The organism is Roseomonas acroporae (assembly GCF_023223525.1).
Classification (GTDB): domain Bacteria; phylum Pseudomonadota; class Alphaproteobacteria; order Acetobacterales; family Acetobacteraceae; genus Roseomonas_E; species Roseomonas_E acroporae.
The window spans coordinates 1-16,014 of record NZ_JALPRX010000104.1 but is presented as its reverse complement, the minus strand read 5'-3'; the positions used below and the strand labels follow the sequence as shown (position 1 = coordinate 16,014).

Here is a 16,014-nt window from a genome sequence, read left to right as displayed (position 1 = left end):
TGAAATGCCCCGACACGATCATCGGGGATGCCACGGACAGCCATGCCGGACGGTTCGGCACAGAACGGCGAGGCGCGCCAGCAGGGCTGGATCGGTCGCGCCCGGCGCCGGCGCGAGGATGCCGCGCTGCTGACCGGCGCCGGCCGCTTCGCCGCCGACCTGCCGCGCCCCCCCGGCTGCCTGCATGCCGCCTTCGCCCGCGCCGCCGAGGCCAGCGGCGTGCTGCGCCAGGTGGACCTCTCGGCGGCGCTCGGCCTGCCCGGCGTGGTGGCCGCCTTTGCCGGCGCCGACTGCGTGCCGGCCGGCGAGCCGGCGGTGAACCGCTTCTTCCCCGACCTGCCGGCCTCCCGCTTCCTGCCGCTGGCGCGCGACCGCGTGGCGGCGGCCGGGCAGCCGCTGGCGATCGTGCTGGCCGAGAGCGCCATGGCCGCGCTGGACGGCGCCGAGGCGGTGCTGGCCGAGTTGGAGCCGCTCGACCCGGAAGCGACCGAGCCCGCCTTCGCCGGGCAGTGGCGGTCGGGCGACGCCGAGGCCGCCTTCGCCGCCGCCGCGCACGTGGTGCGGGCCGGGATCCGCCATTCCCGCCTCGCGCCCGCCGCGATGGAGCCGCGCGCGGCGCTGGCGGTGCCGCGGGAAGGCGGCGGGCTGACCATCCACCTCTCGACCCAGACGCCGCACCGCGCCCTCGCCGACCTCGCCGCGATCCTCGGGCTCGACCCGGCGGCGATCCGGGTGGTGGCGGGCGACGTGGGCGGATCCTTCGGTGCCAAGGCCTCGCTGCACCCGGAGGAGGCGGCCGTCGCCTGGGCGGCGCTGCGCCTCGGCCGCCCCGTGTCCTGGCAGGCGACGCGCTCGGAGGAGATGCTGACGGCGACGCAGGGGCGCGGGCAGCATCTCCGTGGCGAGCTGGCGCTCGACGCCGGGGGCCGCGCCACGGCGCTGCGGGCGGTGATCGAGACGCCGCTCGGCCACCGCCTGCCCTACTCGGCGGCGGTGCCCGGGCGCAACGCGGCGCGCTGCCTGCCCGGCCCCTACGCGGTGCCGGCGGTGGACATCGCCCTGGCCGGGCATTTCGACCATCGCGCGCCGATGGGCATCTATCGCGGCGCCGGCCGGCCAGAGGCGGCGATGCTGATGGAGCGGCTGATGGAGGCCGCCGGCCGCGCCACCGGCCTCGGCTCCGAGGAGATCCGACGCCGCAACCTGCTGCCGCCCGAGGCGCTGCCCCATCGCACCCCGACCGGCGAGGTGCTGGATTCCGGCGACTACCCGGCGCTGCTGGCGCGGGTGCTGGAGATGGGGGCCGGGCTGCGCGAGGCGTGCGCGGCGCGGCGTGCCAGGGGCGAGCTGGTCGGGCTCGGCCTCGCCCTCTACGTCGAGCCCTGCGGCCAGGGCTGGGAGAGCGCGCGGCTGACGCTGGCGCCGGACGGGCGCATCCTGGCCGCCACCGGCGCCACCGCGCAGGGCCAGGGGCGCGAGACCGCCTACGCCCAGATCGTCGCCGACGCGCTGCGCGTGGCGGACGCCGAGGTCGAGGTGCTGCACGGCGACACCGCCACCACCCCGCCCGGCATCGGCGCCCTGGCCAGCCGCTCCACCGGCATCGGCGGCGGCGCGCTGATGCAGGCGGCGGCGGCGCTGGAGGCGAAGGCGCTGCCGGTCGCGGCGCGGCTGCTGCAATCGCCGCCCGAGGCGCTGCGCCCCGCGCCCGGCGGCTTCGCGGTGGCTGGCGCGCCGGGCCGGCAGGCCGGCTGGGCCGCCATCGCCGCCGCCACCCCCGCCGACCCGCTGGAAGCCGAGGCGGTGTTCCACGCGCCGGGCGAGGCCTGGGCCTGCGGTGCGGTGCTGGCGCTGGTCGCGATCGAGGCCGAGACCGGCATCGCGACGGTGGAGCGGCTGGACTGGGTGGACGACATCGGCACGGTGGTGAACCCGATGCTGGCGAAGGGCCAGATGCTGGGCGGGCTGCTGCAGGGCGTGGGCGAGGCGCTGCTGGAGCGCGTGGCCTACGACGAGGCCGGCCAGTTGCTCAGCGGCTCCTTCATGGACTACGCCATGCCGCGCGCTGATGATGCGCCGCTGGAGACGCGCCTCGGCGCCCCGGCGCATCCCTCGCCGGCCGGGAATTCGCCGCTCGGCGCCAAGGGCGTGGGCGAGGCGGGCTGCATCGGCGTGCCGGCGGCGGTGGTGAACGCCGTGGCGGACGCGCTGGCGGCGCGCGGGGTGACGCTGGACAGCCTGGCGCTGCCGCTCACCCAGGAGAGCATCTGGCGGGCCTTGAACTCGGGAGGGTCGGAGCGATGACCGCAGCCTATGGACGCAACGAGGCCAAGGCGCATGCGCGCGCGCACCTGCGCGGCATCTGGTGCGCGGCGCTGACGCCGTTCCAGCCCGGCACCCTGGCGCTGGACGAGGCGGGCTTCGAGCGCAACCTGCACCACTGGTTCGGCGCGCTCGGCATCGACGGCGTCTTCGTCGCCGGCAAGCAGGGCGAGTTCTTCTCGATGTCGGTCGCCGAGCGCAAGCGCACCTTCGAGATCGCGCAGAACGCGGCCCGGGCCTGCGGCAGGCGCACCATCATGTCCTGCTCCGACCAGAACCTCGACACGGTGCTGGAGCTGGCGCGCCACGCCGAGGCGATCGGCGCCGACTACATCGTGGTCCACGCCCCGGTGCTGCACTTCGTGCACGGGCCGGACGAGATCCTCTGGCAGTACTACAAGTACATCAGCGAGCGGGTGAACATCGGCATCGCCATGTGGTCGCACCCGGACAGCGGCTACCTGATGTCGCCCGAGCTGTGCGCGCGCATCGCGCAACTGCCCAATGTCGTGGCGATCAAGTACAGCGTGCCGCGCCCGATGTACGCCGAGCTGACGCGCCTCGCCGGCGACAGCCTGATCGTCTCGACCGCGAGCGAGGAGGAGTGGCTCGACAACATCCTGGAGCTGGGCTGGCAGGTCTATCTCTGCTCCTCGCCCCCGTACCTGATGCAGACGGCGGTGGACCGGCGGATGCGCGAGTACACCGACCTCGCCTTCGCCGGGCAGGCCGACGCGGCGCGCGCGGTGTGGGAGAGCCTGCAGCCGGTGCGCCGCGCCCTCAAGGCGGTGAAGCCGCACGACAAGCCGACCGCGCACGGCAAGTACTGGCAGGACCTGCTCGGGCAGGTGGGCGGCCCGGTGCGCTTCCCGATGCTGGCGCTGAGCGAGGCCGAGAAGGCCGCGATGCGCGAGGCGCTCGCCGGCTGCGGCCTGCGCCTGCCCGCCGGCCACGCCGCCGCCGCCGAATAGGGAGCCCGAGCCATGCGCATGCCCTTCGACTTCAAGGCCTGGATCGCCGAGAACGAGCACCTGCTCAAGCCGCCCGTCGGCAACCGGCTGCTGTTCCAGGATGCCGAGACGGTGGTGCAGATCGTCGGCGGCCCCAACCAGCGCGTCGACTTCCACGACGATCCGGTGGAGGAATTCTTCTACCAGATGCGCGGCGACATGGTGCTGAAGGTGCATCTGGACGGGAAGGTGCAGGACATCCCGATCCGCGAGGGCCAGGTGTTCCTGCTGCCCGCGCACGTGCCGCACTCGCCGCAACGGCCGCAGGAAGGCTCGATCGGGCTGGTGGTCGAGGGCAAGCGGCCGCCGGACGCGAAGGACGGCTTCGAGTGGTACTGCTTCGGATGCGGCGGCAAGGTCCACCGCATCGAGCTGGTGGTGACGGACATCGTCAAGGATCTGCCGCCGCTCTACGCCGAGTTCTACGCCTCCGAGGCGAAGCGCACCTGCCCGCATTGCGGCGCGCTGCACCCCGGCAAGCAGCCGCCGCCCGGCTGGGTCTGCCTGTAGGCCCCGCCTCCCGGCCCCCCTCCGCCTCCCCTGGCATGCTTCTCGCTTACTCCGCCCGCAACATCTGAGACCGGCCCGCCGGACACGGAGATTCCCGATGCTGCACAGACGCGGCCTCCTCGCCGCCGGCGCCCTCGGCGGTGCCGCGCTCGTCGCCTCGCCTCTCGCGCGCCCCGCCCTGGCGCAGGCGGCGCCGGTGCGCATCGGCATGATCACCAGCCTCTCCGGCCCCGGCGCCTATCTCGGCCAGGACATACGCGACGGCTTCCTGCTGGCGATCGAGCAGGGCGGCGGCAAGCTGGGCGGCACGCCGGTGGCGCTGCTGGTCGAGGATGACGGGCTGAAGCCCGGCCAGGGCAAGCAGATCGCCGAGCGCTTCGTCGGCAACGAGAAGATCCGGCTGCTCACCGGCATCGTCTTCTCCAACGTGCTCGGCGCCGTGCTGCCGGACGTGCTGGACGCCGGCGCCGTCTACGCCTCGCCCAACGCCTCGCCCTCCAATTTCGCGGGGCGCGACTGCCACCGGAACTACTGGTCCATCGCCTGGCAGAACGACAGCCTGCACGAGAGCGCCGGGCAGGCGGCGCAGAATCTCGGCCACAAGCGGATGTTCCTGCTCGCCGCCAACTACCAGGCCGGGCGCGACGCCATCGCCGGCTTCCGGCGCATGTACAAGGGCGAGGTGCTGGGCGAGATCTACACCCGCCTCGACCAGACCGACTACGCCGCCGAGCTGGCGCGCATCCGCGCCGCGCGGCCGGACGCGGTGTACCAGTTCCACCCGGGCGGGCTCGGCATCGCCTTCCTGCGGCAATACGCCCAGGCCGGGCTGGCCGAGCTGGTGCCGCAGGTGGTGGCCGCGCCCTCGATGGACAGCACCACGCTCGCCGCCGTCGGCGAGGCGGCGCTCGGCATGACGGTCGGCTCGCACTGGAACTCGGATTTCGACGTGCCGGCGAGCCGTGCCTTCGTCGCGGCGTTCCGCGCGAAGTACGACCGCCTCCCCACCTACTACGCGCAGCAGGGCTTCGACACCGCGCTGGCCATCGGCGGCGCCTTCCGCAACGGCGGCGCCGACCTCGCCGACACCGAGGCGTTCCGCAAGGGCATGCTGAAGGCCGACTTCGCCTCCACGCGCGGCCGCTTCCGCTTCGGGCCGAACCAGCACCCGGTGCAGGACTGGTTCATGCTCAAGGTCGAGCGCGGCGCCGACGGCAAGCCCGCCCTGGTGACGAAGGCGAAGATCCTCTCCGATCACGGCGACGCCTACGCGGCGCAGTGCCGCCTCTGATCGCCGGCAGGGGGCGGGCATGGCGCTGCTGCTGGAACAGCTGCTGAACGGGCTGCAGCTCGGCGTCATGCTGTTCCTGCTGGCGGCGGGGCTGACGCTGGTGTTCGGCATCATGGGCGTGATCAACCTCGCCCAGGGCTCGCTCTACATGGTGGGCGCCTTCGCCGGGGCGGCGCTGGCGGCGCGCACCGGCTCCGCCACGCTGTCGCTGCTGGGCGGCATCGCCGCCGCGGCGGCGGTCGGCATGGCGATGGAGCTGGCCGTGCTGCGCCGCCTCTACCGGCGCGGCCATCTCGACCAGGTGCTGGCCACCTTCGGCATGATCCTGTTCCTCAACCAGGCGATGACCATGCTGGCGGGCCGGCAGCCGCTCTTCGTCGCGGTGCCGCCGGCGCTGGAAGGGGCCGTCGAGATCATCCCCGGCGTGCCCTATCCCGTGTACCGCCTCGCCATCATCGCGGTCGGCATCCTGGTCGCGGCCGGGCTCTGGCTGCTGATCCAGCGCACCCGGCTCGGCATGCTGGTGCGCGCGGGGGCGACCAACCGCGAGATGGTGCGCGCCCTCGGCGTCGACATCCGCCTGCTCTACACGCTGGTCTTCGGCCTCGGCGCGCTGCTCGCCGGGCTGGCCGGCGTGATGGCCGGGCCGGTCTTCTCCGTGCAGGTCGGGATGGGCGAGCAGATCCTCATCACCACCTTCGTCGTGGTGGTGATCGGCGGCATCGGCTCGGTGCGCGGGGCCTTCGCGGGGGCGATGCTGGTCGGCCTGGTGGACACGCTGCTGCGCGCCTTCCTGCCGGACCTGCTGCGCGGGGCGATCGGCGGGCCGGATGCCGACGCGCTGGCGGGCGGCCTCGCCTCGATGGGCATCTACCTGCTGATGGCGATCGTGCTGCTGGTGCGGCCGCGCGGGCTGTTCCCCGCCCATGCGTGAACATCCCGCGCGCGAACGCGCCGCCCTGCTTCTGCTGCTCGCCGCGGCCGCGCTGCTGCCCTTCCTGGCGACCGCGCTCGGCAGCCCGGCCACGGTGCCGCTGGCCAGCCGCATCGTCATCTACGGCATCGCCGCCGCCTCGCTGAACCTGATCCTCGGCCATGGCGGGCTGGTCTCCTTCGGCCACGCCGCCTTCTACGGGCTCGGCGGCTACACGGTCGGCATCCTCTACGCGCACCTCGCCCCGGGCGATCCGTTCCTCGGGCTGATCCCCGGCTCCAACCAACTCGCCGTCACCCTGCCGGCGGCGCTGCTGGTGGGCGGCCTCGGGGCGGCGGCGATCGGCGCGCTGTCGCTGCGCACCAGCGGCGTGCAGTTCATCATGATCACGCTGGCCTTCGCGCAGATGCTCTACTTCCTGTTCGCCTCGCTCAGCGCCTATGGCGGCGATGACGGGCTCTCGGTGCGCCGGCCCAACCTGCTCGGCCCGCTCAACCTGCGCGACCCGGCCACCATGTACTGGGTGGCGCTCGGCGCCCTCGCCCTGTGGCTGGCCTTCCAGCGCCGCCTCGTGCGCTCGCGCTTCGGCCGGGTGCTGGAAGGCATCCGCCAGAACGAGGCGCGGGTGGTGGCGAGCGGCATCCGCCCCTACCCGTACAAGCTCGCCGCCTTCGTCATCGCCGGCATGGGGGCGGCGCTCGCCGGCGCGCTGATGGTCAACGCCATGCGCTTCGTCAGCCCGGACATGCTGCACTGGACCAAGTCGGGCGAGCTGATGGTGATGGTGATCCTGGGCGGCATCGGCACGCTGCTCGGCCCCGTCCTCGGCGCGCTGGCGCTGGTGGTGCTGGAGACCGGTCTCACCGCCCTGACCGAGAACTGGCAGGTGGTGCTGGGGCCGATCCTGGTCGTGGTGGTGCTGTTCAGCCAGGGCGGGCTCGCCGCGCTGTTCCGCCGCCGCCCGGCTTCCGACGCCCCTGGCGCCGCCGGCGGCCGCCTGCCGCGCCTCCTGTCCTGGCGCCGCCGTCATGGCTGAGCCGCTGCTGGCCGTCCGTGGCCTGGTGAAGCGCTTCGGCGGCCTGCTCGCCACCGACCATCTCGACCTCGCCGTCCTGCCGGGCGAGCTGCATGCGCTGATCGGGCCGAACGGCGCCGGCAAGAGCACGGCGATCGCGCAGATCACCGGCACGCTGCGCCCCGATGCCGGCAGCATCCGGCTGGCGGGCGAGGAGATCGTCCCCCTCCATGCCGCCGCGCGGGTGCATCGCGGCATGGCGCGCACCTTCCAGATCACCCAGTTGCTCGGCGACGACACGGCGCGCGACAACGTGGCGCTGGCGGTCCAGGCGCGGCTCGGCCATTCCTTCCGCTTCTGGCGTGACGCGCGGCGCGACCCGGCGCTGGCCGCCCCGGCCGAGGCGCTGCTCGACCAGGTCGGGCTGCCGGAGTCACGCCGCGCCCTGCCGGTCGCCGACCTCTCGCATGGCGAGCGCAAGCAGATCGAGCTCGCGGCCGCCCTTGCCGCCGCGCCGCGGCTGCTGCTGCTGGACGAGCCGATGGCCGGCCTCGGCGCCGCCGAATCCCTGCGCATGACGGAGACGCTGCGCGGGCTGAAGGGCCGCATCGGCATGCTGCTGGTCGAGCACGACATGGAGGCGGTGTTCGCGCTGGCCGACCGCATCTCCGTGCTGGTCTACGGGCGCTGCATCGCGACCGGCACGGCGGACGAGATCCGGCGCGACCCGGCGGTGATCGCCGCCTATCTCTCGGACGAGGAGGGGGTGTAGCGGTGCTGCGCGTCGAGGGGCTGCAGGCGGGCTATGGCCACAGCGCCGTGCTGTTCGATGTCTCGCTGGCGGTCGGCGCGGGCGAGGTGGTGACGCTGCTCGGCCGCAACGGCATGGGCAAGACCACCACGGTGCGCGCGATCATGGGGCTGAACCCGCCGCGCGGCGGCACGGTGGCGTTCCTCGGCGCGCCGATCGCGGGCCTGGCACCCGAGGCGATCGCGCGGCGCGGCATCGGGCTGGTGCCGGAAGGGCGGCAGGTCTTCCCGACCCTCACCGTGCGCGAGAACTTGGTCGCGACCGCCGCCGACCGCGGCGGCCCCAGGACCGACGGGACACGGCCCTGGGCCCTCGATCGCGTCTACGACCTGTTCCCGCGCCTGCGCGAGCGCGAGTCGCAGGTGGCGCGCACCCTCTCGGGCGGCGAGCAGCAGATGCTGGCGATCGGCCGGGCGCTGATGACCAATCCTCGGCTGCTGGTCCTGGACGAGGCCACCGAGGGGCTGGCGCCGGTGATCCGGCACGAGATCTGGACCACGCTCGCGGCGCTGAAGCGCACCGGCCTCTCGATCCTGCTGATCGACAAGACTCTCTCGGCGCTGCGCCGGCTGGCGGACCGCCACTACGTCCTGGAGAAGGGCCGCACCGTCTGGTCCGGCGACGGCGCGGCGCTGGAGCGCGACGCGGCGCAGGTGAGGGGCTGGATCGGCGTCTGACCCACGAAGCGGCGTTCCGCCCGTGGCGGGACGTGTTCCGGATCGCCTCGGCCCCGCAATTCGGTCGGCGGTCGGCATGCGTCAGGCCGTCCTTGCTCGGACGAGACGCGCATTCCGGTCCGAACCGGCGGATTGCGCGGATTCGCGGCCGAGATTGTCCCGATGGAGCGGCGCGATCCCGCCGATCCGGACCCTGGCCCGACCCGCCGGATTCACGCCGCTGTCCGCCGACCGCCGAACGCGGCAACGAAGCCCCGTCTCCGGCGTCGCGGAAGCCGAGCTTGGCGTGCTCGCCGTCGCGGCGGCCCAGCCCTTCTCCGATCGGCCGGATCGGCTACCGGCCTGGCCCCGATCCCGTCACTGCGGACGGATACGGCTCCTGGCCGCGCAAGATCCGCTCGACGCTGCGCCCGCCATCCCGCCATCCGCACGGACCGTGCGCAGCGCGCCGTGCGCCGCGTCACCTCGGTGCAGGCCATGGCAGAACCCCGGGCGCATGATCGCCTTCAGAGCCCGGCGCCGCCGGGCAGGCCGGAGGAACCGGGCTCGGCCTGCCGTGGCACCTGGGCGCCATGGTGGATCAGGCGCCGGTTCCCGGCGAGCCGACGGAGCACCACGTAGAAGACCGGCGTCAGGAACAGGCCGAAGGCAGTGACGCCGATCATCCCCGCGAACACCGCGACGCCCATCGCATGCCGCATCTCCGCGCCGGCGCCGACCGAGGCAACCAGCGGCACGACGCCCATGATGAAGGCCATCGAGGTCATCAGGATCGGCCGCAGGCGAAGCCGGCTGGCCTCGATCGCCGCGGCGACCGGCGAGCGGCCCTGCAGCTCCAGCTCCCGCGCGAATTCGACGATCAGGATCGCGTTCTTGGCCGAGAGGCCGACCAGCACCACCAGGCCGATCTGGGTGAAGACGTTGTTGTCGCCATGCGTGAGCCAGACGCCGGCCATGGCGGCCAGCAGGCCCATCGGCACGATCAGGATGATCGCGATCGGCAGGGTCAGGCTCTCGTACTGGGCGGCGAGCACCAGGAACACCAGCAGCAGCGCCAGCGGGAACACCAGGATCGAGGAGTTGCCGGCCAGGATCTGCTGGTAGGTCAGCTCGGTCCATTCGTAGCCGAAGCCCTTGGGCAGCGTCTCGGCCGCGATCCGCGCGATCGCCGCCTGCGCCTGCCCGGAGGAGTAGCCCGGGGCCGCGGCGCCGTTGACGTCGGCGGAGAGGAAGCCGTTGTAGCGCATCGCCCGCTCCGGCCCGGCGCTGTCGCGGACCTGCAGCACGGCCGAGAGCGGCACCATCTCGCCCGCGGCCGAGCGCACCTTGAGCCGGCCGATATCCTCGGCGCGGGCGCGGAACGGCGCGTCGGCCTGGATGCGCACCGAGTAGGTGCGGCCGAACGCGTTGAAGTCGTTCACGTAGAGCGAGCCGAGATAGATCTGCAGCGTGTCGAACACGTCGGTGACGGAAACGCCGAGCTGCCGCGCCCGGACGCGGTCGAGATCGACCCGCAGCTGCGGCACGTTGGCCTGGAAGCCCGAGAACATGCCCGTCAGTTCCGGCGCCCGGCGGGCGGCGGCGAGGAAGGCGGCGGTCGCCTCGGCCAGCGCCTCGTAGCCCAGGCCGGCACGGTCCTCGATCTGCAGCTTGAAGCCGCCGATGGTGCCGAGGCCCTGCACGGGCGGCGGCGGGAAGATCGCGATGAAGGCATCCTCGATGCCGGCGAACCGCGCGTTCAGCCGGCCGGCGATGCCGCCCGCCGAGAGCGCCGGGGTGGTGCGCTCCTCGAAGGGCCGCAGCGGGGTGAAGACGATGCCGGCGTTGGAGCTGTTGGTGAAGCCGTTGATGGAGAGGCCGGGGAAGGACACGGTATCGGCCACGCCCGGCGTCGCCAGCGCGATCGCGTCCATGCGGCGGATGACCGACTCCGCCCGGTCGAGGCTGGCGCCGTCCGGCAATTGCGCGAAGCCGACCAGGTACTGCTTGTCCTGCAGCGGCACGAAGCCGCCCGGCACGGCGCGGAACAGCACCGCCGTCACGCCCACCAGGAGGAGGTAGAGGAACATCATCAGGCCCTTGCGCGAGATCACCCGCGCCACGCCGCCGCCATAGGCGCGCCCGCCCGCGGCGAAGGCGCGGTTGAAGCGGCGGAAGAACCAGCCCAGGCCGCGGTCCATCATCCTGGTCAGCCGGTCCGGCGGCGTGCCGTGGCCCTTCAGCAGCAGGGCGGCCAGCGCCGGCGACAGGGTGAGGGAGTTCACCGCCGAGATCACGGTGGAGATGGCGATGGTCAGCGCGAACTGGCGGTAGAACTGCCCGGTCAGCCCGCTGATGAAGGCGAGCGGCACGAACACCGCGACCAGCACCAGCGCGATGGCGACGATCGGGCCGGAGACCTCGCTCATCGCCTGGTTGGTGGCGTCCCGGGGCGACAGGCCGGCCTCGATGTTGCGCTCCACGTTCTCGACCACCACGATCGCGTCGTCCACCACGATGCCGATGGCGAGCACCAGGCCGAACAGGCTGAGCGCGTTGATCGAGAAGCCGATCAGGTGCATCACCGCGAAGGTGCCGACCACCGAGACCGGCACGGCGACCAGCGGGATGATCGAGGCCCGCCAGGTCTGCAGGAACAGCACCACCACGATCACCACAAGCACCACCGCCTCCAGCAGCGTGTGCACCACGGCCTCGATCGAGGCGCGCACGAACTGGGTGGTGTCGTAGACGATCTCGTAGCTCACCCCCTCGGGCATGGTCTCCCGGATCTCGCCCATCACGCGGCGGACCTCGTCCGAGATCCGGATGGCGTTGGAGCCCGGCGCCTGGAACACCGGCACGGCGACCGCGGCCTTGCCGTCGAGCAGCGCGCGCAGCGCGTAGTCGGCCGCCCCCAGCTCCAGCCTGGCCACGTCGCGCAGTCGGGTGACGGCGCCGTCGGGCGCGGCGCGGATCACGATGTCGCCGAATTCCTCGACGCTGCGCAGCCGCCCCTGGGCGTTGACGGAGAGCTGCAGCGCGACGCCCGGCACGTTGGGCGCGCCGCCGATCACGCCGGCGGCCGCCTGCACGTTCTGCGCCCTGATCTCGCGCACCACGTCGCCGGCCGAAAGGCCGCGCTCGGCCATGCGCTGCGGATCGAGCCAGACGCGCATGGCGTAGTCGCCCGAGCCGAAGAGCTGCACGTCGCCGACGCCGGCGATCCGGGCGAGCCGGTCCCTGACGTTCAGCACGGCGTAGTTGCGCAGGTAGGTCGGGTCGTAGCGGCCATCCGGCGAGAGCACGTGCACCACCATCATCAGGTCGGGCGAGCTCTTGCGCGTGGTGACGCCGAGCGCGCGCACCGCGTCGGGCAGGCGCGGCTCGGCCTGCGCGACGCGGTTCTGCACGAGCTGCTGCGCCTTGTCCGGGTCGGTGCCGAGGCGGAAGGTGACGGTGAGCGTCATCAGCCCGTCGGTCGTCGCCTGGCTGCTCATGTAGAGCATGCCCTCGACGCCGTTGATCTGCTCCTCGATCGGCGTCGCCACCGTCTCCGCGATGACGCGCGGGCTGGCGCCGGGATAGGTGGCGCGGACCACCACCTGCGGCGGCACCACCTCCGGGTATTCCGAGATCGGCAGCGCGACCAGGGCGAGCAGGCCGGCAACGAAGATCAGCACCGAGAGCACGCCCGCGAAGATCGGGCGGTCGACGAAGAAGCGGGAGATGTTCATGGCGTCCGTCCGAGGGGTCCCGGCTCTCTGTGGGCGGTCACGGGGCCGGGCAGGCCCGGCCATGGCCGCGCGCGGTCGCACGCGGTCCTCTGCGGGAGAGGCTCCAGCCTTCTGATTTCTTGCATTTTCCGATTCGCCGGGTGAGTACACCCAGCCTGAAATGCTCTAGAGCATTTTCAAGCTGAGCGTCCTCGCTCAGCGGCTCGGAAAATGCGAAAAATCAAAAGGCTAGAGCCGTTCCGGCCTGATACAGTCAGGCTGGATCGGCTCTAGCGGGCCGCCAGCATGCCGGGGGCTTCCGTGGCGGCGGTCATCGCGACCGGACGCGGCGCCACGACGGCGCCGGGGCGGACGCGCTGCAGCCCGTTGACGACGATGCGCTCGCCCGGCTCCAGCCCCTCCGTCACGATGCGCAGCCCGTCGGCGGTGCCGCCCAGCCGCACCGGCCGGTAGGCCACCCTGTTCGCCGCGTCGACCACCAGCACGTAGCGGCGGTCCTGATCGGTGCCGATGGCCTGTTCCGCCACCGCGAGGACCGGCTCGGGCCGCGGCTGGCCCAGGCGTATCCGCGCGAACTGGCCGGGCAGCAGGCGCCCGTCCGGATTGTCGAGGCGGGCACGCAGGCGGATGGTGCCGCTGCGCGCATCCACCACGTTGTCGACGAATTGCAGACGCCCCCGGAACGGCGTGCCGCCACTAGCCATGGTGCCGATCTCGACGGGGATCCGGTCGATCCCGGCGCCCGGCGGCAGACCGGCGAGGGCGTGCTCGACGGTCTGCTCGTCGGCCTCGAAGCTCGCGTAGATCGGGTCCACCGAGACCAGCGTGGTCAGCACCGGCGCCCCGGGGCCGGCCGGCACCAGGTTGCCCGGCGTCACCTCGATGCGTCCCACCCGCCCGTCGATCGGCGCCCGCACCTCGGTGTAGCCGAGGTCGAGGCGGGCGAGGGTGAGCTGCGCCTGCGCGCTCCGCAGCGCCGCGCCCGCCGCCTGGAAGGCGCTGGCGCGCTGGTCGAGGTCGCGCTGCGTGCCGGCGCTGCTCTGCACCAGCTGCTGCGCGCGTGCCTGCTCCCGGCCGGCGAGGAGGAGCTGCGCCTCGGCGGTCGCCACCTGCGCCTCCGCCCGCTGCACCGCGGCGGCGTAGGGCGCGGGGTCGATGGTCACGAGCAGGTCGCCCCGGCGCACCAGCGCGCCCTCGCGGAAGGGCACGCCCAGGATGGCGCCCGCCGCGCGCGGCCGCACCTCGACGCGGCCCACCGCCTCGACCCGGCCGGAGAATTCGCGCCAGAGCGTGACGTCGCGCCGTTCCGTCACGGCGACGGAGACGGGCGGCGGGGCGGGCGCGGCGGCCGTCGCGGCGGGCGCGGCCTGCCAGGGCAGCGGCACCCGGCCGGTCAGCACCGCCCCGCCGCCGAGCCCGGCCAGGACCAGCACCGCCACGGCGGCGACAAGGACGGGCCGTCGCCGGCGGCGGTGCGAGGCCTGCGGCGGCTCGATGGCGATCTCGCCGATCTCGTTCATGACAGCGGCTCCGGAGCGTCTGGCTTGCGAGCGGCGACGCGGCGCGCGGTCGCGTCGAGGAAGGCGGCGACGGCGGCACGGACCTCGTCGGCCCAGGGGAGAGGCGAGTCGGCGCCGGGACGGACGGTGTCCGGACAGGCGGCCTCGGGACAGGTGGCGGCGGGCGCGACGAGCAGGCCCGGCCAGGCGACCGGCGCCGCGATCCGGTGCAGCCGGGCCGGCACGCCGCTCGCCGCCAGACGCTGCGCGTAGGCGGCGGCCTCGTCGCGCAGAGGATCGTCGGGGCCGGTCAGCAGCAGCGCCGGCGCCACGCCGGCCAGGCGCAGCGCGCCGCCGGGGGCCGCGTAGGGATGGCAGGCGCGGTCGGGCGAGCCGAGATAGGCGTGCCATCCCTCGGCCAGCGGGCAGCCGATCGCGCCGGTCTCGGCGCTGCGGCAGGAGGCGGTGGCCAGGCGCGGGTCGAGCATCGGGGAGAGCAGGATCTGCCCTGCCAGCGGCGGCTCCCGCCGGTCGCGCGCCATCAGGGCGAGGGCGGCGGCGAGGTTGCCGCCGGCCTCCTCGCCCGCGACGTAGAGCCGTCCGCCCCGGCGTGTGCCGCCGCGCTGCCGCGGCGCCTGGCACAGGGCGAGATAGGCTGCCTCCAGCGCCTCCGGAAAGGGATGCGCGGGGCCGGCCGGGTAGTCGACCGAGACGACCACCGCCCCCGCCGCGGCCAGGATCCGTGCCACCGCCTCGCCATCCGCCAGCGTGCCGGCGAAGGCGCCGCCGTGCAGGTGCAGCATCGTCGGGGCCGTGCTCGGCAGGGTGCCGCGGCCATGGATCCGGACCCGCAGGGAGAGGCGGGACGTCAGCTCCATCGTCTCGGTGGCGGGGGAAGGGGCCATGCCCGAGATCTGGATAGCGGCATTCCACCAATAAAGCGTCGTGTTGTGGCCTCACTGTTCATACTGGTAAACAATCCGCCCGTGCCGGAGACCCACGCCATGGATCAGCTCGCGGCCATGCGTGCCTTCGCCCGCATCGTGGAGACGGGCAGCTTCACCCGCGCGGCCGCCTCGCTGAACCAGCCCAAGGCGACGGTGACCAAGCTGATCCAGGGGCTGGAGGCGCATCTGCGCACCGGCCTGCTCAGCCGGACGACGCGGCGCCTCGTGGTCACCGCCGATGGCGCCGCCTACTACGAGCGCGCCGTGCGCCTGCTCGCGGAGCTGGACGAGCTGGACGGCAGCATGGCCCTGTCGCGGCTGAGCCCGAAGGGCCGGCTGCGCATCGACGTGCTGGCGGTGCTGGCACGGGACGTGATCATCCCCGCCCTGCCGGGCTTCTTCGCGCTCTACCCGGACATCCGGCTCGAGATCGGCGCGTCGGACCGCAGCGCCGACCTGCTCGCGGAGAATGTCGACTGCGTGATCCGCGGCGGCACCATCCGCAACCCGAACCTCGTCGCCCGGCGCATCGCGACGATCGGCATGGTGACCTGCGCCGCGCCGGCCTACCTGGAACGGCGCGGCATGCCGGCGCACCCGGCGGAGCTGCGCGACCGGCACGACGCGATCGGCCACTTCAGCGCGACCACGGGCGAGACCTATCCGCTAGGCTTCGACCGGGACGGGGAGCATGTGGAGGTGGCGGGCGGCGCGCGCGTCGCCGTGAACGAGGTCAGCAGCTCCGTGCTCGCCGTCGTCGCCGGCCTCGGCGTCGGGCAGCTGCCGCGCTTTGCCGCCGCGTCGCATCTGGCGGCGGGGCGGCTGGTGCCGGTGCTGCCGGACTGGAGCGTGGCGCCGGTCCCGCTGCACATCGTCTATCCGCCCGGCCGCCAGCTGAGCAACAAGGTCCGCGTGTTCGCCGACTGGGCGATCTCGCTGTTCCAGGATGTCCGGTTCTGAGCGGCGGCGCTCTGCGGGCATCCCGTCGATCTGCCCGGCCTCGGCCGCGAGGCGCGCGTCGACGTGGTGGCAGGACGCCTCCGTTGCCGCGACCAGGCGTACCCGCGGCGGACCGTCGCCGGGCGGCAACCCGGCCTGAAGGCCGCGCTCGCCATGCCCTGGGGCGGCGGGCGGACGAAGGGGCGGGTGGGCGGGCTCGAACGGACGCACCGCCGGGACTCCGGCGGCGACGGCCGGGAGCATTTTCAGGCTGGGCGTACTCGCCCGGCGCCTCGGGAAATGCGCCGGATCAAAGGCTAGAGCATTTTCAAGCTGAGCGTCC

Annotated in this window: 12 protein-coding genes; 9 read left to right on the top strand and 3 right to left on the bottom strand. The window is 73.5% G+C overall.

The annotated features are described in order from the left end of the window. Window positions 1-42: 42 nt before the first annotated feature. The 8 genes from M0638_RS22005 (at window position 43) to M0638_RS21970 (ending at window position 8,570) form a co-directional block, all read left to right on the top strand. Window positions 43-2,304, top strand: coding sequence for a xanthine dehydrogenase family protein molybdopterin-binding subunit (locus M0638_RS22005; RefSeq protein ID WP_248669109.1), 2,262 nt, complete (start codon window positions 43-45; stop codon window positions 2,302-2,304). Continuing rightward, window positions 2,301-3,293, top strand: a complete 993-nt coding sequence (locus M0638_RS22000; protein ID WP_248669108.1) for a dihydrodipicolinate synthase family protein — start codon at window positions 2,301-2,303, stop codon at window positions 3,291-3,293. The genes M0638_RS22005 and M0638_RS22000 overlap by 4 nt, the downstream gene beginning before the upstream one ends. Window positions 3,294-3,305: 12 nt before the next feature. Then, window positions 3,306-3,842, top strand: a complete 537-nt coding sequence (locus M0638_RS21995; protein WP_248669107.1) for a 3-hydroxyanthranilate 3,4-dioxygenase — start codon at window positions 3,306-3,308, stop codon at window positions 3,840-3,842. A 97-nt stretch (window positions 3,843-3,939) separates the two neighbouring features. Next, window positions 3,940-5,133 carry an ABC transporter substrate-binding protein gene (locus M0638_RS21990; protein WP_248669106.1) on the top strand — a complete coding sequence of 398 codons (1,194 nt, stop codon included), beginning with the start codon at window positions 3,940-3,942 and terminating at the stop codon, window positions 5,131-5,133. Window positions 5,134-5,152: 19 nt separating this feature from the next. Beyond that, a complete protein-coding gene (locus tag M0638_RS21985) occupies window positions 5,153-6,067 on the top strand; it encodes a branched-chain amino acid ABC transporter permease (protein ID WP_248669105.1) in 915 nt (304 codons plus the stop codon). Next, window positions 6,060-7,103: a branched-chain amino acid ABC transporter permease gene (locus M0638_RS21980; RefSeq protein ID WP_248669104.1), complete on the top strand. Its 1,044-nt coding sequence runs from the start codon at window positions 6,060-6,062 to the stop codon at window positions 7,101-7,103. The genes M0638_RS21985 and M0638_RS21980 overlap by 8 nt, the downstream gene beginning before the upstream one ends. Then, a complete protein-coding gene (locus M0638_RS21975) occupies window positions 7,096-7,854 on the top strand; it encodes an ABC transporter ATP-binding protein (RefSeq protein WP_248669103.1) in 759 nt (252 codons plus the stop codon). The genes M0638_RS21980 and M0638_RS21975 overlap by 8 nt, the downstream gene beginning before the upstream one ends. Window positions 7,855-7,856: 2 nt before the next feature. Beyond that, window positions 7,857-8,570: an ABC transporter ATP-binding protein gene (locus tag M0638_RS21970; RefSeq protein ID WP_248669102.1), complete on the top strand. Its 714-nt coding sequence runs from the start codon at window positions 7,857-7,859 to the stop codon at window positions 8,568-8,570. 506 nt (window positions 8,571-9,076) lie between these two features. Here the strand turns inward: M0638_RS21970 and M0638_RS21965 are convergent. The 3 genes from M0638_RS21965 to M0638_RS21955 all read right to left on the bottom strand — a co-directional run bounded on the left by M0638_RS21965 (window position 9,077) and on the right by M0638_RS21955 (window position 14,690). Beyond that, window positions 9,077-12,286, bottom strand: a complete 3,210-nt coding sequence (locus tag M0638_RS21965; protein WP_248669101.1) for an efflux RND transporter permease subunit — start codon at window positions 12,284-12,286, stop codon at window positions 9,077-9,079. 269 nt (window positions 12,287-12,555) lie between these two features. After that, window positions 12,556-13,806: an efflux RND transporter periplasmic adaptor subunit gene (locus M0638_RS21960; protein WP_248669100.1), complete on the bottom strand. Its 1,251-nt coding sequence runs from the start codon at window positions 13,804-13,806 to the stop codon at window positions 12,556-12,558. Beyond that, window positions 13,803-14,690, bottom strand: coding sequence for an alpha/beta hydrolase fold domain-containing protein (locus tag M0638_RS21955; protein WP_248669099.1), 888 nt, complete (start codon window positions 14,688-14,690; stop codon window positions 13,803-13,805). The genes M0638_RS21960 and M0638_RS21955 overlap by 4 nt, the downstream gene beginning before the upstream one ends. 99 nt (window positions 14,691-14,789) lie before the next feature. On the opposite strand from M0638_RS21955, the gene M0638_RS21950 reads away from it, so the two are divergent. Further along, a complete protein-coding gene (locus M0638_RS21950) occupies window positions 14,790-15,692 on the top strand; it encodes a LysR family transcriptional regulator (RefSeq protein ID WP_248669098.1) in 903 nt (300 codons plus the stop codon). Window positions 15,693-16,014 lie beyond the last annotated feature (322 nt).

Bases quoted from the DNA above. Each gene is read 5' to 3' on its own strand.
- M0638_RS22005 (WP_248669109.1), top strand. From the start codon at position 43: ATGCCGGACGGTTCGGCACAGAACGGCGAGGCGCGCCAGCAGGGCTGG.
- M0638_RS22000 (WP_248669108.1), top strand. From the start codon at position 2,301: ATGACCGCAGCCTATGGACGCAACGAGGCCAAGGCGCATGCGCGCGCG.
- M0638_RS21995 (WP_248669107.1), top strand. From the start codon at position 3,306: ATGCGCATGCCCTTCGACTTCAAGGCCTGGATCGCCGAGAACGAGCAC.
- M0638_RS21990 (WP_248669106.1), top strand. From the start codon at position 3,940: ATGCTGCACAGACGCGGCCTCCTCGCCGCCGGCGCCCTCGGCGGTGCC.
- M0638_RS21985 (WP_248669105.1), top strand. From the start codon at position 5,153: ATGGCGCTGCTGCTGGAACAGCTGCTGAACGGGCTGCAGCTCGGCGTC.
- M0638_RS21980 (WP_248669104.1), top strand. From the start codon at position 6,060: ATGCGTGAACATCCCGCGCGCGAACGCGCCGCCCTGCTTCTGCTGCTC.
- M0638_RS21975 (WP_248669103.1), top strand. From the start codon at position 7,096: ATGGCTGAGCCGCTGCTGGCCGTCCGTGGCCTGGTGAAGCGCTTCGGC.
- M0638_RS21965 (WP_248669101.1), bottom strand. From the start codon at position 12,286: ATGAACATCTCCCGCTTCTTCGTCGACCGCCCGATCTTCGCGGGCGTG.
- M0638_RS21960 (WP_248669100.1), bottom strand. From the start codon at position 13,806: ATGAACGAGATCGGCGAGATCGCCATCGAGCCGCCGCAGGCCTCGCAC.
- M0638_RS21955 (WP_248669099.1), bottom strand. From the start codon at position 14,690: ATGGCCCCTTCCCCCGCCACCGAGACGATGGAGCTGACGTCCCGCCTC.
- M0638_RS21950 (WP_248669098.1), top strand. From the start codon at position 14,790: ATGGATCAGCTCGCGGCCATGCGTGCCTTCGCCCGCATCGTGGAGACG.